The following is a 22719-nucleotide window of genomic DNA, read 5'->3' on the forward strand; positions in this document are numbered from 1 at the left end:
CTGAAGTGTGCTTTCCGGAATCCGTGGGGTGAATCCGTCTCTGCGCATGACTGCGATTGACGCTTGAATGATCGGCGTCAGTGCAGCAGCGTACGGGGAGTCGGCGCGGCTTTGCTATCCAGGGCGGACGCCGAGGTGGACGACGTCCGGTACGCCCCGGGCAACCGGGATCTCTTCGGTACGCACCTGCCTGAACCCGGCATTCCGCAAGGTTCCTTCGAAATTCTCCGACGGCTGCGCGGACCACACCGCGAGCACCCCGCCCGGTCTCAGCACCCTTGCGCAGTCCATGAGTCCGGTGGGGGAGTAGAGCCCTCCGTTGTCCTCGGTGACGGTCCAGCCGGGGCCGTTGTCGATGTCGAGGCACAGCGCGTCGAACGTGTCGGACGTCTCATGGACGTACGCCACCAGATCGGCCTCGACGATCTCCGTGCGCGGGTCGGCGAGGGCGCTCGCGGAGAGTCCGGCCAGGGGGCCCGCGCGGTGCCAGTCGATGACGGCGGGTTCGCGCTCCACCACCGTGATGCGGCCCCAGCGGGGTGCGGCGGCGGCGTGCGCGAGTGAGAAGCCGACGCCGAGTCCGCCGATGAGGACGTGCGGTTCCCGTCGCGGACCGTGCCCCGCGCGGGTGTCGGCGGCGTCGAGCGCGGCCAGGGCGGCGTCGACCAGCCGGCGTTCCGAGCGGCCGTCGGAGGTGTCCATCAGGAAGCACCCGTTCGCGATGATCTGCAGCAGGTTCCCGTGCCGGCGGAGCACCACCTCCCCGTACGGGCCCTCGCGGCGGTCCAGGACTTCGGGGACTTCGGGAATGTCGTAGGGGGTGGACATGCGTTCATCCTGGCAGTACTCCCCGTTCGGCGGAGCACCCCCGCCGTTCCGTGCCGTCCACGGCGGATCCCGGCGGCCCGGGGCGGGCCCCCGCGGTGCCGGGCGGCGCCGAGCGGCTCCGGTCCCTCCCGGGCGGCGGGTGATCGCTGAGAGCGAACGCGGACGGGCGCGGTCCGGGAACAATCACGGGCTCAGGAGCATTGAGTCGGCATAGCTCAACTTGACTGCCGAAGGGGAGATCATGGCTGCTGAGTCCACACCGCTCGCCCTGCCCGTGCTGCCGCTCGACGACGAGGTCGTGCTGCCCGGGATGGTGGTCCCGCTGGACCTGAGCGATTCCGAGGTGCGCGCCGCGGTGGAGGCCGCCCAGGCCGCCGCCACGTCGGAGACCGGGAAGCCCAGGGTCCTGCTGGTGCCACGCATCGACGGGACCTACGCCGCCACCGGCGTCCTGGGCACGGTCGAGCAGGTCGGCAGGCTGGCCGACGGCGACCCGGGCGCCCTGATCCGGGGCCGGGACCGGGTGCGGATCGGTGCCGGGACGACCGGGCCGGGCGCCGCGCTGTGGGTGGAGGGCACCCGGGCCGACGAGACCGTACCGGAGCCGGTGTCCGGCCAGGTGACCGAACTGGTCACCGAGTACAAGGCGCTCGCCACCGCCTGGCTGCGCAAGCGCGGCGCCTGGCAGGTCGTCGACCGCGTCCAGGCCATCGACGACGTCTCCGCCCTCGCCGACAACTCCGGATACTCACCGTTCTTGACCACCGAGCAGAAGGTGGCCCTGCTGGAGGCCACCGATCCGGTGGCCCGGCTGAAGCTCGCCACCCAGCAGCTGCGCGACCACCTCGCCGAGCAGGACGTGGCCGAGTCCATCGCCAAGGACGTCCAGGACGGCGTCGACAAGCAGCAGCGCGAGTTCCTGCTGCGCCGCCAGCTGGAAGCCGTACGCAAGGAACTGCGCGAGCTGAACGGCGAACAGGAGGGTGAGGAGTCCGACGACTACCGCAGCCGCGTCGAGGCCGCCGACCTGCCGGAGAAGGTGCGCGAGGCCGCGCTCAAGGAGGTCGACAAGCTGGAGCGCTCCTCCGACCAGTCGCCCGAGGGCTCGTGGATCCGCACCTGGCTCGACACGGTCCTGGAGATGCCGTGGAGCGAGCGCACCGAGGACGCGTACGACATCCAGGGCGCCCGGGCGGTGCTCGACGCCGAGCACGCCGGGCTGACGGACGTGAAGGAGCGCATCACCGAGTACCTGGCGGTGCGCAAGCGGCGTGCCGAGCGCGGGCTCGGCGTCGTCGGCGGCCGCCGCGGCGGTGCCGTGCTCGCCCTCGTGGGCCCGCCCGGCGTCGGCAAGACGAGCCTCGGCGAGTCCGTCGCCCACGCGATGGGCCGCAGGTTCGTCCGGGTCGCCCTCGGCGGCGTCCGCGACGAGGCCGAGATCCGCGGCCACCGGCGTACGTACGTCGGCGCGCTGCCCGGCCGGATCGTACGGGCGATCAAGGAGGCCGGGTCGATGAACCCGGTGGTGCTGCTCGACGAGATCGACAAGGTGGGCTCCGACTTCCGGGGCGACCCGGCCGCAGCCCTCCTCGAAGTGCTGGACCCGGCGCAGAACCACACCTTCCGCGACCACTACCTGGAGGTCGAGCTGGACCTCTCGGACGTCGTCTTCCTCGCCACCGCCAACGTCCTGGAGGCCGTTCCGGAGGCACTGGCGGACCGGATGGACATCGTCCGCCTGGACGGCTACACCGAGGACGAGAAGGTCGTCATCGCACGCGACCACCTGCTCCCGCGCCAGCTGGAGCGTGCCGGGCTCGCCACCGACGAGGTCGCCCTCGACGACGGCGCGCTGCGCAAGCTGGCCGGCGAGTACACGCGTGAGGCGGGCGTGCGCACCCTGGAGCGGTCCATCGCGCGGCTGCTGCGCAAGGTCGCGGCCCAGCACGAACTGGGGGAGCGGGAGCTGCCGTTCACCGTCGCGGACGGGGACCTGCGCGCACTGCTCGGACGGCCGCGCCACGTACCGGAGTCCGCCCAGGACCCGGCCGAGCGCCGCACCGCCGTCCCCGGTGTCGCCACCGGGCTCGCGGTGACCGGCGCAGGCGGTGACGTCCTCTACGTGGAGGCGTCCCTGGCCGACCCGGAGACGGGTGCCGCCGGACTGACCCTGACCGGGCAGCTGGGCGACGTGATGAAGGAGTCGGCGCAGATCGCGTTGAGCTTCCTGCGCTCCCACGGCGCCGAACTGGAGCTTCCGGTCGGCGACCTGAAGGAGCGGGGCGCGCACATCCACTTCCCGGCGGGCGCGGTGCCCAAGGACGGCCCCAGCGCCGGCGTCACGATGACCACCGCCCTGGCCTCGCTGCTGTCCGGGCGCCTGGTCCGCACGGACGTGGCCATGACCGGAGAGGTCTCGCTGACCGGGCGGGTGCTGCCGATCGGCGGGGTGAAGCAGAAGCTGCTCGCGGCGCACCGGGCGGGGATCACCACCGTGATCATCCCCAAGCGCAACGAGCCCGACCTGGACGACGTCCCCGCCGAGGTGCTGGACGGGCTCGACGTCCACGCCGTGACCGACGTCCGCCAGGTCCTGGAACTGGCACTCTCGCCTGCCACGAACGGCGCGGTACCGGAGGTTCCGGTGGCGGTGTGACGGCGTCACCGCAGGCGCGGCGGCCCGGATCCCGCGAGGGGCCGGGCCGCCGCCGTGCGGCAGCGCGAACGGTGAGGCCGTGGCCGCCGGCCGCCGGGCCGGTCGCGGTGTGCTGCCGTGCCCCACGTCTGCGAAATACTGGCGGAGCCCCAGCGGCGTCGCCATCTGGCGGAAACACGGACGACCGGGAAGAGCGAGGCAGGGACCGACGTGCACGAAGGCGGAAACGGCGACGGCGGGGACACCTCGCCCCAGGCGCCCGACAGCGGTGTGAAACAGCCCGGATACCTCGCCCTGGAAAGGGAGTTGACCGTGCTGCTGCGCCGCGCCAGGGCCAGTCAGGGTGAGATGTCCCGCGCGGTCCACCCGGACCTGGAGCCGTCCGCGTACGGGCTGCTCGTGCGTCTGGACGAGTGCGGCAAGCAGCGGGCCACCGAACTTGCCGCCTTCATCGGCGTCGGCAAGGCGACCATGTCGCGCCAGCTGCACGCCCTGGAGGAACTCGGGCTCGTCACCCGCGAACCGGACCCCGCCGACGGCCGTGCCTGGCTGGTCGCCCTCACCCCGGAGGGCCGGAGCCGGATGAGCAGGGTCCGCAAGGCCCGCAGGGAGCGCTACGCCCGCGGCCTCGCCGACTGGGACCCGGGGGAGGTCACGGAACTCGCCCGGCTGCTGCACCAGCTGAACCGGGGCATGGAGAAGTAGCGGGGGCTCCCGCCGGTCCCCGGAACCCGCGGGGCTCAGAACTCCACGTACACGACCGTCGCGTCGTCGTGCGTCTTGCTCCGGCCGAGCACCACCCGTTCCGTGTCCGCCCGTTCCCGTGCCCGGACACGGTCCACCAGCGCCTGCGCCCCCTCCTTGCGGACGAGGGCGAGACAACCGGACCAGTCGCCCTCGCCGAATTTCTCGACCCAGCGGGTCGCCCCGTCCGTCAGCGCGGCCAGGGCGCGCACCTCGGCGCGCGGCAGCGTTCCGGTGACCGCGCGCACCGCGACCGACGGATCGGCCGCCGCGGTGAAGAAGCCGCCCTCCCTGTTCCGCACGGTGGAGTCCACCAGCGCGTCCGTGGCCAGCGCCGAGCGGGGCAGCCGGGCCAGCCGGTCGTCCAGCAGCGCGGTGACCGTGCCGTCGGGCGACTCGACCAGCAGGGCGGAGTCCGAGAGGACCAGGTAGTCGACCGACTCCGGTGACCAGCGCGCCAGCACCACCGTCGCCTGCGGCGTTCGCGGGTGAGAAAGGTCACAGGTTTCGGCGTGTGCCACGGCGGTACGGGAAATGGCCCGGGACAGCAGGTCCGCCAGGGGGACATCCGGGAGGGAAACGGTCAGTTCGGCCAGCGCCCCGCCGAGCCGCGCGGTGAACCAGGGGACCGCGTGCCGGCAGCCCGTGCCGTCGCGCGGCGGCGTGACACCGTCCAGTACGACCAGTGAACCGCCCTGCCCGGAGGCCGGAAGCCCGACGCTCGCGAAGTCCTCGTTGGGGCGGTCCGCGTCACCCGGCTCCGAGACAAGTTCCGTACGCATCCGGCCAGTCTGCACGACGCCTCCACAAGGGTCCCAGGAGGCCGTCACCGTTGCCCGGATACCGGCGGCCGTGCAGGTCAGGCGCCGCGTTTGGGCGGGATTGCAGTGCTCCGCCGACGCGTGGCGGCGAATCCTGCCACCGGCCGCCGCAGACGTCCAACCGACCTGCCGTGGAGGGCTGCTGCGCGAGATCGCGTGACTTGCTCCTCAACTCGACTCCGGGGTTCACTCCTTCGAGTGGCGGGTCAGGTGATGCGCGTGCGGTGCCCGTGGGCACTGGGAGGGTCGGGGAGCGACGGGGGCGTCTCGCTGCCCGAGCGCGACCGGCCGTCCGCCAAGGGCGTACACGCTCGGCACGGGCAGGGCGCAGGCGCCTGTTGACGGAACGTCACCCCGACCCACGGGTACACGAGTCAGGAATGCGAGCACCGGTGCAGAAGACGCGGCCTCGTCGCACAGGCAAGCAGACACCCCCCACGGAGGACGCTGAGCAGCAGCCCACCGTAGGCAGGGGCCGCCCCACCCACGTACGCAACCGGCTCATCGCGGCCGTCGCGGTCGTGGCCGCGGCGATCGCCGCCGCCGGGACACCGTCCCTGCTCACCGCCTCCGGGCAGCTGAGCGACTCCCAGAACCTGGTGACCCACGCCGAGCTGACCCAGGACGCCCTCGCCCTCGCGCACTCGCTCGCCGACGAGCGGGACGACGTCACGTCCTACGTCGCGGCCGGCCGCGACGAGGGCAAGGCGCCCACCGAGCAGCACAGCACCCGCGTCGACCGGCAGGTCGAGGAACTGCGCGCCGACACCGGCACCCCCGAGGCGCTCCGGGAGGACCTCGACGCCATCGCGGCCCTGCGCAGGGCCGCGCTCACCGGCAAGAGCAGCCCGCTCGAGGCGCACCAGGCGTACTCCACCGCCATCACCCAGCTGCACCGGCTCGCCGAGCAGCTCGCGGAGCAGACCCCGCCCCGGGCCGGATCCGGCTCCCACGCGCTCGCCGAGCTGGACACCGCCGTCCAGCAGGCCGCCGCCACCCGGGGACTGCTGCTCGCCGCGCTCAACGTGCCGAGCAGTACCCAGACCGTGGTCGACCCCCTCACCGGTCTGCCCGCCACGTCCACCTCCACCTCGGACGCCGACGCCGAGCGGCGCGACGCGCTGACCGCCGCCGCCCTCCAGGCCCGCCTGCGCTCCGACGCCGCGCTCGCCGACTTCCGCGAGACGGCCCCCAAGGCCCCCCGCGCCTCGTACGACTCCACGGTCACCGGCCCCGAGGTCGACGCCGCCGAGAAGTACCTCGAGGACCTCACCGACGAGCCGACCCTCACCGACGGGGAGCTCTCCACCGACACCAAGAAGCTGGCGGCCGCGCTCACCGCCCGCGTCGAGGCGATGCGCGGAGTCGAGTCCGCCCTCTTCGACCAGCGCGCCAAGGACCTCGCCCAGCTGCGTGACGACGACGTCACCGCGCTGGAGATCCGCGTCGCCCTCCTCGGCGCCCTCATGCTGCTCACGGTCGGCGTCGCCACCGCCATGGCCCGTACCCTCACCCGTCCGCTGTCCGTGCTGCGCCGCGGTTCCGCCCGGCTCGCCGGCGCCGAGGACCCCAGCAGCGAGGAGCCGGTCGCGTTCACCGGGCGCAACGACGAGTTCGCCCAGGTCGTCCGCTCCGTCAACGCCCTGCACGCGCACGCAGCGCAGCTCACCGGGCGGATCACCACGCTGGAGGCCGACCGCAAGCACCTCGTCGCGCAGCGGCAGCGGATGGCCGACGCCCGCGAGGAGCTGCGCACCCAGGTCACCGAGTCCGCCGCCCACCTGGAGCAGCTGCGCAGCACCATCGGCGGCACCTTCGTCAGCCTGGCACTGCGCACCCTCGGCCTGGTCGAACGGCAACTCGGTGTCATCGAGGGCCTGGAGGAGCGCGAGGACGACCCGGAACGCCTGGCCACCCTGTTCAAGCTCGACCACTTCGCCACGGTGATGCGCCGGCACAGCGAGAACCTCCTCGTCCTCGCCGGTACCGAGCACGTCCAGCACGCGGCCGGTCCGGTGCCGCTCGTCGACGTCGTACGGGCCGCGGTCAGCGAGATCGAGCGCTACGAGCGGGTCCGCATCGCCGCACTGCCGCCGCACGCGCACATCGCCGGGTTCGCCGCGGACGACCTCAGCCATCTGCTCGCCGAACTCCTGGAGAACGCCACCTCGTTCTGCCCGCCCGACCTGCCGGTCGAGGTCTCCGGCTGGCTCCTCGAGAGCGGCGAGGTCATGCTCTCCGTGCAGGACGAGGGCATCGGCATGACCGGGGAGCGGATGGAGCGGCTCAACGCACGCCTGTCCGACTTCGACCCCAAGGCGCCCTACGAGCACGAGGGCGAGGACGGCCTCGGGCTCGGTCTGTACGTCGTCGCCCGGCTCGCCCAGCGGCACGGGGTACGGGTGCAGCTGCGGGAGCAGAAGCAGGGCGGCGTCGCCGCGGTCGTGATCCTGCCCACGGCCCTGCTGGCCGCCGCCACTCCGGGCGCCGTACCGGCCTCCGGACCCGTCGCCGACGGTTCATCCCGTGTCACCCTGCCCGGCGCCGCTGCGGAGGCCAACTCCAACGTCCTGCACGGCCGTACGGAGGGCGACGACCCGTTGGTCGCCCTGGCGGAACAGGCGGTACGGCGGCAGGATGAGCCCGCGGCGGAGGAACCCGCCGCTGCCGGGCCCGCCGGGAAGTCCGCTGCCGAGCCGGGGGCCGGGGCAGCCGACGGACCTGAGGCGAGCGGTGGCGTCGACGGTGCCGGTGGGTCCGCGGGCGTGTCTGCCGTGGGGCAGGCCGGGGAGTCCGTGCGGGACGGTGTCCCGGAGCCGGGGGCCGGGGTGGCCGACGGGTCTGGGGTGAGTGGTGGCGTCGAGTCCGCGGACGCGACGCACGAGCGGCCCGCCGAGACCACCATGGAGCTGCTGATCCCGGCGCCCGCGCAGCCGGCCGACGACCGGCCCGCACGGCCGGCTGCCGGGCCCGCCGGGACGTCCGGCGCCGACGCCCCGGCCGCCCACCCCGGCCACCCGGTCGACGACGCCCCTGCGGCCGTCGACCTCACGGCCGACCCGCAGGCCGCGGACGCCCCCGCGCCGGCCACCGGGCCCGCGCCGGCGCCCGTGAGTGACTCCGCCCCCGCCCCCGTCGCCGAGCGCACGCGTGCGACCGACGGCCCGGCGGCGGAGCGAGCGGTGCAACAGGAGCCGGAGCCGGAGCAGGGGCCGGAGGAGCCGGAACCGGTCACGGACAAGGGCCTGCCCAAGCGCACGCCGAAGATCTCCGCACCCGTCGGGGCGCCCCGCCGGCCCACCGGCTCGGTGGACGCCGACGCCCTGCGCCGCCGCCTGGGCGGCTTCCGCCGGGGGGCGGAAGCCGGACGCAGGGACGTCGAGGCGGAGATCGCCGAGGAGGCGGGACCGCACCGGCCGCCGTCCACCGCGTCCACCGCACCGTCCGAGGAAGCCACGGGGGGCACTGTCGAGGAGGCAACGAGTTGACCGCGCCGAGTACCTTCGGACCGAGCAGTGAAGCCCGCAACCTGCACTGGCTGCTGACCAATCTCGTCGAGGAGGTCCCCGGCATCCTCTCGGTCGCCGTGGTCTCCTCGGACGGCCTGCTGCTGCTCTCCTCGGATCCCGATCTCGCGATGGCCCGGACGGACTCGCCCGAGGGCGCCCGCACCGCCGGGGCGTCCGGGGTACGGGCCGGGAAACGCACCGGCCCGCGCGGCTCCGCCGCCGATCTGGCCACCGTCGTCTCCGGCATCGGCAGCCTCACCGTCGGCGCCGCCAAGCTGATGGACTCCGGCCCGGTCCGGCACACCATGGTGGCGATGGACGAGGGCAGCCTGTTCGTGATGTCGATCAGCGACGGTTCGCTGCTCGGTGTGCACGGCTCCGCGGACTGCGACATGAGCGTGGTGGCGTACCACATGGCCCTGTTCGTGGGCCGGGCCGGCCATGTGCTGACCCCCGAACTCCGCAGCGAGCTGCGCCAGTCCATGGAGAACAAGGCCCTGGAGAACGAGTCCACCGGGAGTCCCCGTTGAGCGGTGAGTCCAAGAAGACCCTCCCGGTCCGCGGCGGTGACCGCAAACCCGCCAGGGTCCGCCCCTACTCGCTCACCGGCGGCCGTACCCGCTTCGGGTATGTGCTCCTCGTCGAGACGTTCGTGGCGAGCACCGCCGAGCTGGAGGCCGCCGGGGAGCGCAAGGAACTGCCGCAGGGCTCGCTGAAGTCGACGGTGATGCCGGAACTGCGGGCCATCGTCGAACTGTGCCGCCGTATGCGAACGGTGGCCGAGATCTCCGCGCTGCTGAAGATGCCGCTCGGTGTGGTCCGCGTGCTCCTGAGCGACCTCGCGGACCAGGGAAAGATCCGTGTCTATGGAACGGGGACCGGCCACGGCACGGGCCGCCCGGACCGCGCGCTGCTGGAAAGGGTGCTGAGTGGACTCCGCCGTCTCTGACGCCGCTCGAGGCGTCACCTCGCTCGTCGAGGGCGACGAGCCGTTGCTGCCCTGGCAGACGGACCGTACCCGCGCACCGGTCGCCACGAAGATAGTGGTGGCCGGCGGTTTCGGCGTCGGCAAGACCACGCTGGTCACCACCGTCTCGGAGATCAGGCCTCTGGAGACCGAGGCGCTGATGACCGAGGCGAGCGCCGGGACCGACGACCTCAGTGCCACGCCGGAGAAGCTCACCACCACCGTGGCCCTGGACTTCGGCCGGATCACGCTCGACGACGATCTGGTGCTCTACGTCTTCGGCACCCCCGGTCAGCAGCGTTTCTGGTTCATGTGGGACGACCTGGTGCGCGGCGCGATCGGCGCGGTCGTCATGGCCGACACCCGCCGGCTGAAGGACTGCTTCCCGGCGCTCGACTACTTCGAGAGCTGCGGACTGCCGTACGTCGTCGCGGTCAACCACTTCGACGAGACCGAGCTGTTCGAGCCGGACGATGTGCGGGAGGCGCTCACCATCCCCGCCCACATACCTGTCATGATCATGGACGCGCGGCGCCGGATCTCGGTCATCGAGACCCTCCTGTCCCTGGTGGGTCACGCGCTCGAGGAAACCCCGGAGTAACCCGGAAGCCCCTGCTCGGCTGTCCGAAGCCCTCGTCCAGCTAGGAGACCCCGCATGCGGAAGATACTCGTCGTCGGAGCCGGCCAGTCCGGTCTCCAGCTCGCCCTCGGCCTTCAGTCGCACGGGTACGAGGTCACCCTGATGTCCAACCGGACCGCGGACGAGATCCGCACCGGACGGGTGATGTCGACGCAGTGCATGTTCCACACGGCCCTGCAGCACGAGCGTGATCTCCAGCTGAACTTCTGGGAGTCCCAGGCCCCGAGGATCCAGGGGCTCGGTGTCTCGGTCGCGGCCCCCGGCTCGCACGACCCGGGTCCGACGCAGCGCGCGATCGACTGGCTGGGCAGACTCGACGGGTTCGCGCAGTCGGTCGACCAGCGGGTGAAGATGGCGGGCTGGATGGAGACGTTCGCCCAGCGCGGCGGCCAGCTGGTCATCCACGGCGCGGCCGTCGGCGACCTGGACTACTTCTCCCGTGCGTACGACCTCGTGCTCGTCTCCGCCGGCAAGGGCGAGCTCGTGCAGATGTTCGCCCGGGACGCCTCGCGCTCCCCGTACACCGAGCCGCAGCGCGCCCTCGCGGTGGCCTACGTCCACGGGCTCGCCCCGCGTCCGGAGCATCCGGACACGGAGGCCGTCCGCTGCAACCTCGTCCCCGGGGTCGGCGAGATGTTCGTCATGCCGACGCTGACCACCTCGGGCCGCGCCGACATCCTGTTCTGGGAGGGCGTACCCGGCGGCCCGCTGGACGTCTTCAAGGACGTCAAGGACCCGGCGGAGCACCTCTCCCTGACCCTGGAACTCATGGAGTCGTTCCTCCCCTGGGAGTACGCGCGGGCCACCAAGGTCGAACTGACCGACGCCGGCGGCACCCTCGCCGGCCGCTACGCCCCGACCGTCCGCAACCCCGTCGGCACCCTGCCCGGCGGCGGCAAGGTCCTCGGCGTCGCCGACGTGGTCGTGGCCAACGACCCGATCACCGGCCAGGGCTCCAACTCCGCCTCCAAGTGCGCGGCCTCCTATCTCGCCTCCATCGTCGAGCACGGCGAGGCGCCGTTCGACGAGGCGTGGATGCGGGGAGCCTTCGACCGTTACTGGGGCACCGCCCAGCACGTCACCAAGTGGACCAACGCCATGCTGGCCCCGCCGCCCGGACACGTCCTCGACATCCTCGGTGCCGCCGGCGGCCTCCAGCCCGTCGCCGACCGGTTCGCCAACGCTTTCGACAACCCGGCCGACTTCGAGGACTTCTTCTACGACCCCCAGAAGGCCGGCGCCTACCTGGCGGAGGTCTCGGGGGCCGTGGAGGCGTAGAGCAGGTCCTGGCCCTGGTCCCGGCCCCGGTCGAGGTCCCCGACCCGGTCATGGTCCCCGGCCCGTTCCTGGCCCTGGTCCGGCGCGTATCCCTCGTCGGGTCCCTCCGTCGCCCCCGCGGGGAGTTCGGGCGGCACATGGCGCCGCAGGGGCTGCCCGTCCGGGTCGGGGCGTACGGCGCCCAGGACCGGGTTGGCCGCGATCGGGGAGACCTTCACCCGCGCGCCGGGCCGGGGCGCCTGCACCACCATGCCGTCGCCGAGGTAGAGGGCGACATGCGTGGCCTCGGGGAAGTACACGACGAGGTCACCCGGCCGCAGCTCGTCCAGCGGGACCCGGTCCAGCCGCGCCCACTGCCCCTGGCTGGTCCGGGGCACCGGTGTCCCGGCCGCACCCCACGCCTCGGAGGTCAGCCCCGAGCAGTCGAAGGCCTCCGGGCCCTCGGCGCCCCACTCGTACGGCTTCCCGATCTGCTCCACCGCGTACCGCAGGGCCCGGTCGCCCGCAGCGGAGGGCGTGCGCCCGGTACCGGGACCGGCCGGTGCGCCGGGAGCACCCGGCGCACCGAGGGCACCGGACGCCATGAACTCCGCCTGTCTCCCGGCCGCTTCGGTCCGCTCCAGCTCCGCGAGGGCGGCCAGCCGGCCGGGGGTGAGCGAGGCGAGCAGCTCCTCGACCTCGCCGAGCCGCTCGCGCACCGCGGCGCGTTGCTTCCCGCGCCGCTCGGTGAGGGCGAGCTGGTCGTCGAGCGCCTTGCGGGCCTGCCGGGCGAGCGCGTCGGCCCGCTGCTCGCTGCCGGTCAGCCGGCCCACCGTGGCCGCCCGGTTGCGCGCCAGCCGCCCGATCACGTGCCCCTGGTCGAGCGCGTGCTGCGGGTCGCGGGCCAGCAGCAGCCGTACGTACGGGGAGATGCCGGTGCTGCTCTGGTACTGCTGCCGGGCCAGCCGCCCGGCCGCGCCCCGGCTGTCGTGCAGGGAGAGCCGGGCGGCGGTGAGAGCGCGGTCCAGACGCCGTGTCTCGGCGCGCTGCTTCGCCAGCCGCTCCTCGGTGGCGTTGTAGGCCTCGGTGGCCTTCCCGACCTCGCGGTACAGCCGCTGAAGATCCGTCAGCAGTCCCGCGACGGACCGGTTGCCGGGCTGCGCTCCCCCGGTGGGCACGTCGGCCTCCGGAGCCTTGGTCGCGGTGCTGACCGGCGGGTCCGCGGCGGCCGTCGCGGATGCCGGCGCGAGAACGGTTCCGGCCGCGACCGCCGCCGTACACACCAGACGCAGAAGCATTCCTGACACGTCATCACCTCCGACGCGGGCGGCTCCTCCGCTCCGCACCGCGAGCATCCGGCCGCCCGGCCGGGCCCGCTCGCCGGGTGTGCGCGGTTCGGCGCAACGGCGTCACCCGTCGGCGTCGTCCGGCTTGCCGCGCGGCGTGGCGCCTGGATCGGCGGCCGGGCCGCGGGTGGGCCCGGACCACGGCCACCTCGGGCGGTCGGGCGTCGCCGCCCCGTCCGGGTCGTACAGGTACTTCCACCCCTGCGTCAGCCCGAGCCGGCTGCTCTGCCCCCGGGGCACGCGCCGGTAGACCAGCACCGTGGGCGGGCCGCCGTCCGGGGCCGGGACGGGGATGCGGTACGTCTTGGGCGGGTGCCCGGTGATGCCCAGCAGCACGGGCAGGACGCGCCCGTCCATGGGCCCGCCCTCGAAGGGGGTGTCCTGTCTCTTCACGGCACCAGTGTCGGCCATGCCCCCACACCGGCCCCCACACCGGCCGCTCACCGGCCGCCACACCGGCCGCTCACCGGCCGCCCGTCCGGCCGCTCACCGGCCGCCCGTCCGGCAGGTCGGCCGCCGCCCGTCCGGCAGGTCAGCCGTCCGTGAGCAGTGTCCGGACGAGGGCCCCGGTCTCCGCGTCACGCCGCGCGGTCACCTCCAGGGCGGCCAGGAACTGCTCCACGAGCCAGTCCCGCAGCTCGGCGACGGGCAGCGGCCTGTCCTCGTCGAGCCAGATCAGCGAGGCCGCCTCCACCGCGGTGATCCACATCCGGGTGGTCATCCGCAGCCGCGGTCCCGGCTCGGCGGCCCCGAGATGGCTGAGGATGTGCTCGGCGGCGGCCCGGCGCACCCCGTCGACGATGGCGCTCGTACGGGAGGTCTCCACCACGCTCCCCCCTTGCAGCAGCGCGCTGAACCCGGTGCCGTGCCCGTCGACGAAGGCGAGATACCGGTCGAGCGCCCGGGACAGCCGGGACAGCAGCGGGCCCTCGCGGGGCTCGTCGAAGCAGTCCCGCAGCTCGTCGGCGGCGGACCGCAGCGCAGCCTCGTACAGCTGCTGCTTGCCGCCCGGGAAGTACCGGTACACCAGGGGCCGCGACACCCCGGCCGCCTCCGCCACGTCGTCCAGCGACACCTCGTCGGGTGCGCGGTGCGCGAACAGGGACAGGGCGGCGTCGAGCAGTTGACTGCGCCGCTCCTCGACGCCGAGGCGCCGGTAGGCGGGGGTGGGAGCCTGCGGAGTCATGCTCCGCAGCGTAACCGCCCGCCCCCGGCGGCTGCTCGGGTATGTACCGGCCGGCCCTGCCCGCGCTGTGCCTGCGGTCCGGACGTCTTCCACAGCCGTTGCCCGGTCTCGTGCGGCACTCCGATGTCGTCCGGGTGGTGTCGGTGTGCGGCTCCGCCGGGTGGCGGTGGGCTGCTTGTCGGGGTGGTGGGGGTGTCGGGGTGGTGGTGTTCAGGCCAGTAGTCCGGACGTCTTCCACAGCCGCCGCCCGACCCCGCGCAGCACCCCGATGTCGTCCAGGAAGTCGGTGAGCCGCTTCGATCCCTGCTGCATGATGTCCCGGCGGTGCCCGCTCGCCCTGACCTGGGCGACGGCCTCGCGCTTGTCCAGTCCGACGTTCGTGTAGACCTCCGGGTTGACGAACGCCACCGAGAAGACGCGGGCGAACTCGCCGGAGGTGACCCGGGTGAACTCCTGCGACCACTTCGGCGCGGTCACCATCTGGCGCCGCAGTTCCTCACGGGCGTAGCGCACATGCCGGGCCTCCTCGACGACGTGGATGCGTGTGACGCCCCGGATCAGCGGCTGGACCCGCTCGTCGGGGAAGGTCAGCCGCTGCATCCAGTCCAGGACCTCCTCGCCGAGCAGGGTCGCGGTGAAGGAGCCGGGCGTGGTGGAGATGGTCTTGAACAGCCGTCCCAGGTGCTGGTGCACCGGGCTCACCGGGTACCACGGTGTCCCGCCGCGGGTGATCAGCCGCGCGAACATCATGGAGTGCCGGCACTCGTCCTCGATCTCGGTGAGCGCGTACCGCACGTGTGCGCCGGTGGCGTCCTTGTCGTAGACGTGCCGCACCAGCAGCTGCATCAGGATCAGCTCGAACCAGATGCCGAGCGAGGCGAGCGCCGCCGCCTCGTGCTGCGACAGCCGGATGCGCTGTTCCTCGCTCATCCGCTTCCACAGCGGGGTGCCGTACAGCGAGACCAGTTCCGGCGGCCAGAACCACAGGCCCTCCTCGAAGGGCGCGTCCCAGTCCAGCTCCCTGTCCGGGTCGAAGGAGTGCTTGGCGGAGGCGTCGAGCAGTCGCTGCGCCACCTGCTCCCGGTCCTTGAGCAGGCCGAGCGCGTCGCGCAGCCCGTCGATCGCGTCGGCATCCGTCAGGGGCTGGGGCGTCATGGTGGTTCCACCTCGCGGGCGTTTGGGGTTACCGGCGGTCACTCAACTTATGAGACCGCCTGTCAGTAAGCCCGTCAATCCCTCGTGTGAGCCTTATTGACAGATGATCTACCTGGGGCGAGCGTCAACGGCGCACGCCCCGGATCGCCTCATGGAGCGGCGAGTCGGCGTTCACCCTGGGTAGGCTGACTGTGCCGGTCAGACTCCAGTGCATGGGAGCAACCATGAGCGCCGTACGCGAGTCCGAGTTGGACGACGACTACCAGTGGCCGCGTCCGCCGCAGGACGGCTGGACGGCGGACGACCTCGACAGGCTTCCCAACCTGCCTCCGCACACGGAGCTGATCGACGGGAGCCGTCGCCGTCGCCGGGACAGGCGCTAGACCGAGCAGCCCAGCCCGTCCGGTACCTCGCCGGCCACCGGCGTCGACGCGCCGGGCGGGAACGACGTCCGGAGCGTGAACGCGTAGGGCGTCGGGCCGTGGGCACGCAGGTGCAGCAGCCGCGCCTCCGCCTCCGCGACCGTGGGCCGGTGGCCCTCCGGGACCCACCACAGGGTCGTCATCGCCTCCTGCACCCGCTCGAAGAACTCCCTGCGCCGCGCCAGCATCTCCCGGTGCCGCCCCCGGTACATGTACGCCGTCAGGGTGTCGGTGTCCCGCCACACCGTCATGTTCAGGATCAGCCACGCGTCGTCGAAGACGGCCACGTCGGTGGCGTTCCCCTCCTCGCTCCGCAGTCGCCAGATGAAGCCCTCGGCGGCCTCGGCGTCCGCGTTCACCGGGTCGAGGTTGTCGACGAAGTCCTTCAACTGCGGGGAATCCAGAGGTGCCTTGAGCCGGGCGATGTTGACCTGGGCGAGTTCGTACGCGGGGGTGGCTTCCGTCATGGGCCGAACCGTAGGCGCGGAGGGCGGGATTCGGCAGCCCTCGTCCCAGCAGGCGATCCGCCAGGCGATCCGCCGGCGACGCCTACGGCCCCAGCACCGCCTCCATCACCGCCCGCGCGACCGGTGCCGCCGTGCCGCCGCCGCTGATCTCCCGGCGGCTGGCCGACGCGTCCTCCACCACGACGGCCACCGCGACCTTCGCCGCCGGGTCCCCGTCGGCCTGCGCCCAGGACACGAACCAGGCGTACGGCGTACCGGAGTTGCCGATCCCGTGCTGGGCCGTGCCGGTCTTGCCGCCGACCACGGCACCGGGGATCGCTGCGTTCGTGCCCGTGCCCTCCTCCACCACCCCGCGCATCAGCTCCCGCATCCGCAGCGCCGTCGACGGGCGCATGGCCCGCCGGGCCGGCCCCGGGCCGGCCGTCGACACGGTGCCGCCGCCCGCCCGGGTCGTCCGCTCCACCAGGTACGGCTCCCGCACGGTCCCGTTGTCGGCGACGGCCGCCGCGACCATCGCCATCTGCAGGGGAGTGGCCCGCGTGTTGTACTGGCCGATCGACGACAGCGCGACCTGCGCCCGGTCCATCGTGGTGTCGAAGGTGCTGCGCACCACCGGGAACGGCACCCGCAGCCCCTCCTCGTTGAAGCCGAAGCCCTCCGCCGTGGCCGACAGGTCCGCCAGGCCCGTGGCCACCCCCAGCTTGGCGAACACGGTGTTGCAGGACCAGGTGAACGCCTCCCGCACCGAGGCGTCCGCACAGCCGCGGGACCCGTTCGTCAGCCGTGTCGTCGTCCCCGGCAGGGTGTACGGGTCGGGGGAGTCCGTCGGTTCGTCGAGGTCGGTGACCACACCCGCGTCCAGCGCCGCCGCCGCGGTGACCACCTTGAACGTCGAACCCGGCGGATACGTCTGCCGCACGGCCCGGTTCAGCATCGGCCTGTCCGGATCGGCGTTCAGCCGGGCCCAGGTTCGCCGCGCCGCCGCCCCGTTCCCGGACAGCGGTTCCGGATCGTACGACGGGACGGACACCAGCGCCAGGATCCGCCCGGTCGACGGTTCCACCGCCGCCACCGCGCCCTTGCGCGAGCGCAGTCCCTCGTACGCGGCCCGCTGGGCGGCCGGGTGGATCGTCGTGACGACGTCGCCGCCCGCGTTGCGGGAACGGGTGAAGTCGTTCCACAGCGGCAGCGGCTGGAGCAGCGGGTCGGTGCCCGCCAGCAGCGCGTCCTCCGTGTGCTCCAGCAGGGTCGTCCCGTACTCCTGTGAGGCGAAGCCGGTCACCGGCGCGTACAACGGGCCGTCGGTGTAGGTCCGTTCGTAGCGCAGATGCTCGCCGGTGTCCCGCGAGCCGGTGACCGGGCGGCCGTCGACCAGGATGTCGCCGCGCGGCTGGTGGTAACGGGCGATGGCGTCACGGCGGTTGGCGGGGTTGTCGTCGTAGGCGTCGGCATGCAGCACCTGGACGCGGGTGGCGTTCACCAGCAGGGCGAACAGCAGCAGCGCGCAGAAGACGGCGGCACGCCGGATGTACCGCGTCATGACGCCACGCCTTCGTTCGTCCCGTCCCGCCGGGGACGACCGTTCCCCCGACGGCGCGCCGAGTCGCTCAGCCGGACCAGCAGCGCCACGATCGCCCAGTTGGTGACCACCGACGAACCTCCCTGTGCCAGGAACGGCATCGCCATCCCGGTCAGCGGGATCAGCCCGGTCACCCCGCCCGCGATCACGAACACCTGGAGCGCCACGATCGCGGCCAGCCCCACGGCGAGCAGCCGGCCGAACGGGTCACGCAGCGCGAGCCCCGCCCGGTAGCCGCGCTCCACCAGCAGCCCGTACAGCAGGAAGATCGCGGAGAGCCCGGCCAGGCCCAGTTCCTCACCGGCCGTGGCCAGGATGAAGTCGGACTTGACCGCGAAGCCGATGAGGACGGAGTGCCCGAGCCCCAGACCGGTGCCGAGCAGCCCGCCCTCGGCGAAGGCGAACAGGGACTGCGCCAGCTGGTTCGGGCCCTCGCCCGCCTCGATCGACCCGAACGGCCGCAGCCAGGTCTCGATCCTGCTGTGCACATGGGGTTCCAGCCGGCCCACGGCCACCGCGCCCAGGGACGCCAGCAGCAGCCCGACGGCGAGCCAGCCGGTGCGGCCGGTGGCGACGTACAGCACGACGACGAACAGGCCGAAGAACAGCAGCGACGTGCCGAGATCCCGTTCCAGGACCAGCACGCCCACGCTCACCAGCCACACGGCGACGATCGGCCCGAGCACCCGGCCGGTGGGCAGTCGCACCCCCCAGAACCGGCGGCCGGCATAGGCGAGCGCGCCCCGGTTCTCCGCCAGGTACGCGGCGAAGAACACCGCGAGCAGCACCTTCGCGAACTCGCCCGGCTGGATGGAGAACCCGGCGACGCGGATCCAGATCCGGGCCCCGTTCACCGGGGGGAAGAAGATCGGCACCGTGAGCAGGACGAGAGCGGAGGCGGCGTACACGCGGGTGAAGCGCCGGAGCACCCGGTGGTCGCGCAGCAGCAGGACGACCGCGATGAACAGTGACACGCCCAGCGTCGACCACACCAACTGGGTCGGGGCGGCCTCGTCACCCGGCGTCTCCAGGTCGAGCCGGTAGATCAGCACCAGGCCGAGCCCGTTGAGCAGGACGGCGATGGGGAGCAGGAGCGGGTCGGCCCAGGGCGCCCGGAAGCGCACCGCCAGATGGGCGACCAGCGCGAGCACGCCGAGCCCGGCGCCGTAACCGGCGGCGCCGGGCGGGACGGAGCCGTTCCTGGCGTGGCCGACGGCGCAGTAGCCGTACACCGACAGCAGAACGGCCAGGACGATGAGGGCGAGTTCGACGCCACGGCGCCGGGGGAGGGGGACGGTGGGCGTGGGCGGACCAGCCGTCGCCAGGGAGATTCCGGCCTTGCTCATGTCCGGAACTTACCCACATGTCCCCTCCTGGGTGCTGCGTCCGTCAGCACCAGCGTGGCGCGGGCCCGATGTTGTCGATGTGACGGGCGGCGCCCCAGGCCCAGGTGCCGTCGGTGAGCAGGTACCAGAGCGGGTTGCCCTGCACGTCGTCCCCGCCGACCTTGCAGTGGATCGAGACGACATCGCCCTTGTGGGCGTACCGGATGACCTTTGAACCGCGGTCCGGCGAGGTGCGCAGAGCGAGCGAATCGCTGGTGACGACACCCTTGTACTCGACCCGGTTGCCGTGGTTGCCGCCGGCCTGGTGGCCGTTGCCGCCGCCGCCTCCGCCGCCCCCGTTGCCGCCTCCGCCACCGTTGTTGCCGTGATCGTTGCCGCCGTCGCCTCCGCCGCCGTTGCCGCCGGTCTGCTGGTCCCAGTCGCCGTTGCCGCCCTGCTGGTTGGACGAGCCGCCGCCGTTGCCTCCGCCGTCGCCGTTGCCGCCCTGCTGGCTCCAGTCCGACTGGCCGCCGCCGTCCGGCGTGTCGCTCGCGACGGCGGGAGCGACGGCGGCCGCGAGCGCCAGGGTGCCGGCGGCCAGCGTCATGGGCAGACGGCGAAGGAGGGGGGAGTGTGACGAGCGCGGCGCGTGCGGGGAGTGGCGTGACATGAAGTACCTCCATAGAGGGTCGAATCAGTCGAAGGTGACCAATCGCCACATTAGGAGCAGCCTTCCGCCCCTGCCCGCCTTGGTGCGCCATCGGGGACGGCCGTCCGCCTACTCGGCCAGTTCCTCCAGCAGGCGGGCCGTCGTCAGCCCGGCCCGCAGGTAGTCGACGAACAGGTCGTTGTGCAGGGCCCAGCCCGAGCGGCGGGCCCGGACCAGCCGGATCGCCTCCTCGGCGGAGCTGCCCCGGCGCATCAGCGCGTGCGCGACGACAAGTCCCGAGCGGTTGTACCCGTGATAGCAGCGCACGAGGACCTTGCGCCCGTCGTCCAGCGCCTCGCACGCCGCCTCGGCGAGCCGGATGACGCCCAGCAGCTGGGTTCCGTCGAGCGGCCCGTCCGGGATCGGCCACACATGGTGCTCGACCCCGGGGTCCGGCCCGTGCCCCGGCAGTCGCAGCAGCGTCTGCACGAGATCGAACTCCTGGCGCACCGAGGCGAACTCCAGCTGCCCGGTCCGGGCCCTGAACTGGTGGCCGCCCATCCACAGACCGGGTGCGACCTCGTCCCACGGAGTGTCCGGTGCCGGTACGTCGGGTTGCTTCCTGTAGGTATGCAACGACGCCTCCCGGGCATCACCGTCCACGTGCTCTCCAAGGTAGCCGGGTTCTTGCTCCTGGGGCACCCCGGCTGTTCCCATGGAAGGCGGGGTGATGGTGCATGAACGGTCTGCGCGTCGTACCGGCCTGGCGGCACGGCCGGGAGCGGCTGTACGTCTGTCTTCCGGACGGCGGGAACATCGCCTGGTACGACCGTGACGCGGCCAGGGTCAACCTGCTCGGCGAGGACCGCGAGGCGGAGGTGCTCGAAGCGCTCGGCCCCTTCCTGACCGGCCCGGTCTCGGTCGGCCCGCCTGCGGTCCCCACCCCCGCCGAGCTGGCACGGCTCACCCTCCACCCCGACGACGACCTCGCCCCGAACCGCCCCGGCGAGGCCCTCCTGGTCGCGCTCGACCGCGACCCCGGCCCGGCCCGCCGCCTCCGCGCCGACCCGCGCCACCGGGCACTCGAGGCGGAGCGGGCGGTGGGCGAGGCCCTGGACCGCATGGACGGCCTGGGCGTACGCACCCTGCACTCGATCCCGCTCCCCGGCGGCGACCGCGTCCACCACCTGGCGATCGGCCCCGGCGGGCTGTACGCCGTACACACCGTGTACGCCCGCAGGCAGCGGGTGACGGTCGCCGACCCCCTGGTCGCCGTCGGCCGCCGCCGTGAACCGCACCCCGTACTGCGCCGCGTCCGCGCCGACGCGGACCGGGTCTCGTACGCCCTGACCGCCGAGGTCCGCCCGGTGCTTGTCCTGGTCGGAGCGTCGCAGGTGACGGTGAGGACCCCGCCGCGCGAGGTGCGCGTCCTGACGGACGGCGAGGTGGAGCGTCTGGGCGACCTGGGGGGCGTGTTGAAACCGGCCGACGTGGAGGCCCTGCACGCGATGGCGCGGGACCGGAGTACGTGGGCCCGGCTCTGAGCGGGGCGGCAAGGTCCCGGGCCTGAGGGCGGCCCTGGAGAGCGGCGTCCGCGCCGCCCGCGCGTCGCGGGGCGCGAAGGAGGCCCCGGCCGGGAAGGCTGCCCCGCGCACACGCTCGGGCCGACCCGGCCGCGGACGAGTGCGGACGACCGCGGGCGGCTGCGGGACGGCGAAATGGAATTCACCCGTACGGCGGTTGATGGATCCTAGGGCCCGTGTTCCGCGTCTTCCCTCAGGGCTGTGCTTCCATGTGCGTGATCTGTTGGACCTGTGTGCATGACAGAGGCAGCCGGTCGCACGGCACACTCACGGACACCGGCGGAGGGCATGACCGAGGACGAGTTCGATGCTTTCTACGCGGCCGCGTTCCCCCGTCTGACCGGGCAGCTCTTCGCCTTCACGGGGGACCTGGGCGAGGCTCAGGACGTGGTCCAGGAGGCGTTCGTACGGGCCTGGGACCGGCGCCGCAAGCTCCAGGCCGACGGGGCACCCGAGGCATGGGTACGCACGGTCGCCATGCGCCTCGCGGTCAGCCGCTGGCGTCGCGCGCGCCGCTGGCTGGAGCTGGTGCGCCATTCCGCGCTGCCGGAAACGACCCCCGGCCCCGGCCCCGAACGCGCCGCGCTGGTCGCCGCGTTGCGCGAACTGCCCGAGACCCAGCGCATGGCGGTCGTCCTTCACCATCTGTGCGACCTCAGTGTCGAACAGGTAGCCTCCGAGACCGGCGCCCCCGTGGGGACGGTCAAGGCCCGGCTGTCCCGGGGGCGGGCGGCGCTGGCCAGACAGCTGGCGGTGGACGAGGCCGAGGAGCCGGCCTGGAGGGAGGGCGGCCGTGTCGGATGAACTCGCCACTGCGTTGCGCGAGTTGGCGAAGGCCCATGAGACCCCGCCGCCCCTGCCGGCCGCCGAGGTCCGCACCCGGGCACGGCGCCGCTCCCGCCGTCGCCTGACCACCGTCCGCCTGGGCCTGGCGACCTCGGTGGCCGGCGTGCTGGCGACGATCGGACTCACCGTGCACGCGGAGGAGCCCGGCCACGACTCGCGGCGCACCCCGGCCACCTCGCCCGACACCCAGGCGATCGGCACGCCGACGTCCAGCCCCCGGGCACCCGGGACGGCGACCGGCAGGCCGGCCGGCGCCGCGGAGGCCGTCCTCGACCTGGGCCGCCACACCCTCACGGTCGGCGGCCGCGTCATGCGCGTCGACGCGCACTTCGTCGCCGCTCCGCTGCCGCACGGCCACCGACTGACCGTGCGGGCCAAGCACGAGGTCATGCTGCTGCGGAGCGACGCGAGGACCGGGACCGTCTACGAGGCCAAGGTCCCGTACGTGGTGGAGCTGCGTACCGGCGACGGGGCCCCGGCCTACGCGGGCGCCCTCGCCTTCGACACCGGATCCCTCGGTGCCCTCGACACCAGGACGAGCTGGCTGGGCCTGAGCGCCGACGACGCGCGATGGTTCTACACCCGCGCCCGGCGGGGCGAACACATCGAGATCACCTCCGCGGCCACCCCGGCCCCGTCCGTGGCGACGACCGCCCCCACCACCGGGGCCGACCTCGAAACCGGAACCGCGACCTCCCGCCCACGGACCTGACCCCGCCCCCGGCGCCGACTCCACCCA

At 73.2% G+C, this 22719-nt stretch carries 21 protein-coding genes and 1 pseudogene; 11 read left to right on the forward strand and 11 right to left on the reverse strand.

Going from position 1 to position 22719, the window contains the following annotated elements:
* Positions 1 to 114 precede the first annotated feature (114 nt).
* Positions 115 to 828, reverse strand: a complete 714-nt coding sequence (locus TU30_RS09915) for a spermidine synthase (RefSeq protein WP_042167372.1) — start codon at positions 826 to 828, stop codon at positions 115 to 117.
* A 241-nt stretch (positions 829 to 1069) separates the two neighbouring features.
* Between TU30_RS09915 and lon the strand changes: the two genes are divergently transcribed.
* Together lon and TU30_RS09925 are read left to right on the forward strand one after the other, a co-directional pair.
* Positions 1070 to 3484 carry an endopeptidase La gene (gene lon, locus TU30_RS09920; RefSeq protein WP_042167374.1) on the forward strand — a complete coding sequence of 805 codons (2415 nt, stop codon included), beginning with the start codon at positions 1070 to 1072 and terminating at the stop codon, positions 3482 to 3484.
* A gap of 210 nt (positions 3485 to 3694) precedes the next feature.
* Positions 3695 to 4189: a MarR family transcriptional regulator gene (locus TU30_RS09925; RefSeq protein ID WP_042167377.1), complete on the forward strand. Its 495-nt coding sequence runs from the start codon at positions 3695 to 3697 to the stop codon at positions 4187 to 4189.
* Between the two features lie 35 nt (positions 4190 to 4224).
* Here the strand turns inward: TU30_RS09925 and TU30_RS09930 are convergent, their stop codons facing one another.
* A complete protein-coding gene (locus TU30_RS09930; protein ID WP_042167378.1) occupies positions 4225 to 5010 on the reverse strand; it encodes a protein phosphatase 2C domain-containing protein in 786 nt (261 codons plus the stop codon).
* Between the two features lie 431 nt (positions 5011 to 5441).
* On the opposite strand from TU30_RS09930, the gene TU30_RS09935 reads away from it, so the two are divergent.
* Genes TU30_RS09935 through TU30_RS09955 form a run of 5 tightly spaced genes read left to right on the forward strand, consistent with a single transcriptional unit; the run spans position 5442 to position 11443 of the window.
* Complete coding sequence (locus TU30_RS09935) at positions 5442 to 8537, forward strand: nitrate- and nitrite sensing domain-containing protein (RefSeq protein ID WP_234307825.1); 3096 nt, start codon at positions 5442 to 5444, stop codon at positions 8535 to 8537.
* Positions 8534 to 9088 (forward strand): roadblock/LC7 domain-containing protein, encoded by a 555-nt coding sequence (locus TU30_RS09940; protein WP_042167381.1) that lies wholly within the window; start codon positions 8534 to 8536, stop codon positions 9086 to 9088. The genes TU30_RS09935 and TU30_RS09940 overlap by 4 nt, the downstream gene beginning before the upstream one ends.
* The gene (locus TU30_RS09945) at positions 9085 to 9507 is read left to right on the forward strand and encodes a DUF742 domain-containing protein (protein ID WP_042167384.1); all 423 of its coding nucleotides are present in this window, start codon (positions 9085 to 9087) and stop codon (positions 9505 to 9507) included. The genes TU30_RS09940 and TU30_RS09945 overlap by 4 nt, the downstream gene beginning before the upstream one ends.
* Positions 9488 to 10126, forward strand: a complete 639-nt coding sequence (locus tag TU30_RS09950) for an ATP/GTP-binding protein (RefSeq protein WP_042167386.1) — start codon at positions 9488 to 9490, stop codon at positions 10124 to 10126. The genes TU30_RS09945 and TU30_RS09950 overlap by 20 nt, the downstream gene beginning before the upstream one ends.
* Positions 10127 to 10180: 54 nt before the next feature.
* On the forward strand, positions 10181 to 11443 hold the full coding sequence (locus tag TU30_RS09955) for a styrene monooxygenase/indole monooxygenase family protein (RefSeq protein ID WP_042167389.1): 1263 nt from the start codon (positions 10181 to 10183) through the stop codon (positions 11441 to 11443).
* On the opposite strand, the gene TU30_RS09960 is transcribed toward TU30_RS09955, so the two are convergent.
* From TU30_RS09960 to TU30_RS09975, 4 genes are all read right to left on the reverse strand, one after another.
* Entirely contained in the window at positions 11407 to 12729 is a 1323-nt protein-coding gene (locus tag TU30_RS09960; protein ID WP_078878209.1) for a C40 family peptidase, read from the reverse strand. The two genes, TU30_RS09955 and TU30_RS09960, sit on opposite strands and share 37 nt — an antisense overlap.
* 102 nt (positions 12730 to 12831) lie before the next feature.
* On the reverse strand, positions 12832 to 13161 hold the full coding sequence (locus TU30_RS09965; RefSeq protein ID WP_042167748.1) for a hypothetical protein: 330 nt from the start codon (positions 13159 to 13161) through the stop codon (positions 12832 to 12834).
* 139 nt (positions 13162 to 13300) lie between these two features.
* Positions 13301 to 13954: a TetR/AcrR family transcriptional regulator gene (locus TU30_RS09970; protein ID WP_042167392.1), complete on the reverse strand. Its 654-nt coding sequence runs from the start codon at positions 13952 to 13954 to the stop codon at positions 13301 to 13303.
* A 210-nt stretch (positions 13955 to 14164) separates the two neighbouring features.
* Complete coding sequence (locus TU30_RS09975; RefSeq protein WP_042167394.1) at positions 14165 to 15109, reverse strand: diiron oxygenase; 945 nt, start codon at positions 15107 to 15109, stop codon at positions 14165 to 14167.
* A gap of 224 nt (positions 15110 to 15333) precedes the next feature.
* On the opposite strand from TU30_RS09975, the pseudogene TU30_RS35955 reads away from it, so the two are divergent.
* Positions 15334 to 15465: pseudogene (locus TU30_RS35955) on the forward strand (Uma2 family endonuclease); the annotation flags it as partial.
* Positions 15466 to 15488: 23 nt separating this feature from the next.
* Here the strand turns inward: TU30_RS35955 and TU30_RS09980 are convergent.
* From TU30_RS09980 to TU30_RS10000, 5 genes are all read right to left on the reverse strand, one after another.
* Positions 15489 to 15998 (reverse strand): DUF3291 domain-containing protein, encoded by a 510-nt coding sequence (locus tag TU30_RS09980; RefSeq protein WP_042167395.1) that lies wholly within the window; start codon positions 15996 to 15998, stop codon positions 15489 to 15491.
* Between the two features lie 82 nt (positions 15999 to 16080).
* Complete coding sequence (locus tag TU30_RS09985) at positions 16081 to 17538, reverse strand: penicillin-binding transpeptidase domain-containing protein (protein WP_042167397.1); 1458 nt, start codon at positions 17536 to 17538, stop codon at positions 16081 to 16083.
* Positions 17535 to 18923, reverse strand: coding sequence for an FtsW/RodA/SpoVE family cell cycle protein (locus TU30_RS09990; protein ID WP_042167398.1), 1389 nt, complete (start codon positions 18921 to 18923; stop codon positions 17535 to 17537). The genes TU30_RS09985 and TU30_RS09990 overlap by 4 nt, the downstream gene beginning before the upstream one ends.
* A 43-nt stretch (positions 18924 to 18966) precedes the next feature.
* Complete coding sequence (locus TU30_RS09995; protein WP_234307826.1) at positions 18967 to 19509, reverse strand: SH3 domain-containing protein; 543 nt, start codon at positions 19507 to 19509, stop codon at positions 18967 to 18969.
* 171 nt (positions 19510 to 19680) lie between these two features.
* Entirely contained in the window at positions 19681 to 20187 is a 507-nt protein-coding gene (locus TU30_RS10000) for a dual specificity protein phosphatase family protein (protein WP_042167751.1), read from the reverse strand.
* 101 nt (positions 20188 to 20288) lie between these two features.
* Between TU30_RS10000 and TU30_RS10005 the strand changes: the two genes are divergently transcribed.
* The 3 genes from TU30_RS10005 to TU30_RS10015 all read left to right on the forward strand — a co-directional run bounded on the left by TU30_RS10005 (position 20289) and on the right by TU30_RS10015 (position 22692).
* A complete protein-coding gene (locus TU30_RS10005; RefSeq protein ID WP_042167401.1) occupies positions 20289 to 21095 on the forward strand; it encodes an NERD domain-containing protein in 807 nt (268 codons plus the stop codon).
* A gap of 327 nt (positions 21096 to 21422) precedes the next feature.
* Positions 21423 to 21938: a SigE family RNA polymerase sigma factor gene (locus TU30_RS10010; RefSeq protein WP_042167404.1), complete on the forward strand. Its 516-nt coding sequence runs from the start codon at positions 21423 to 21425 to the stop codon at positions 21936 to 21938.
* Positions 21928 to 22692, forward strand: coding sequence for a hypothetical protein (locus tag TU30_RS10015; protein WP_158719307.1), 765 nt, complete (start codon positions 21928 to 21930; stop codon positions 22690 to 22692). Before TU30_RS10010 ends, TU30_RS10015 begins: the two co-directional genes overlap by 11 nt.
* The last annotated feature ends 27 nt before the right edge of the window (positions 22693 to 22719 follow it).

This window comes from Streptomyces sp. NBRC 110035, from assembly GCF_000829695.1.
GTDB lineage: Bacteria > Actinomycetota > Actinomycetes > Streptomycetales > Streptomycetaceae > Streptomyces.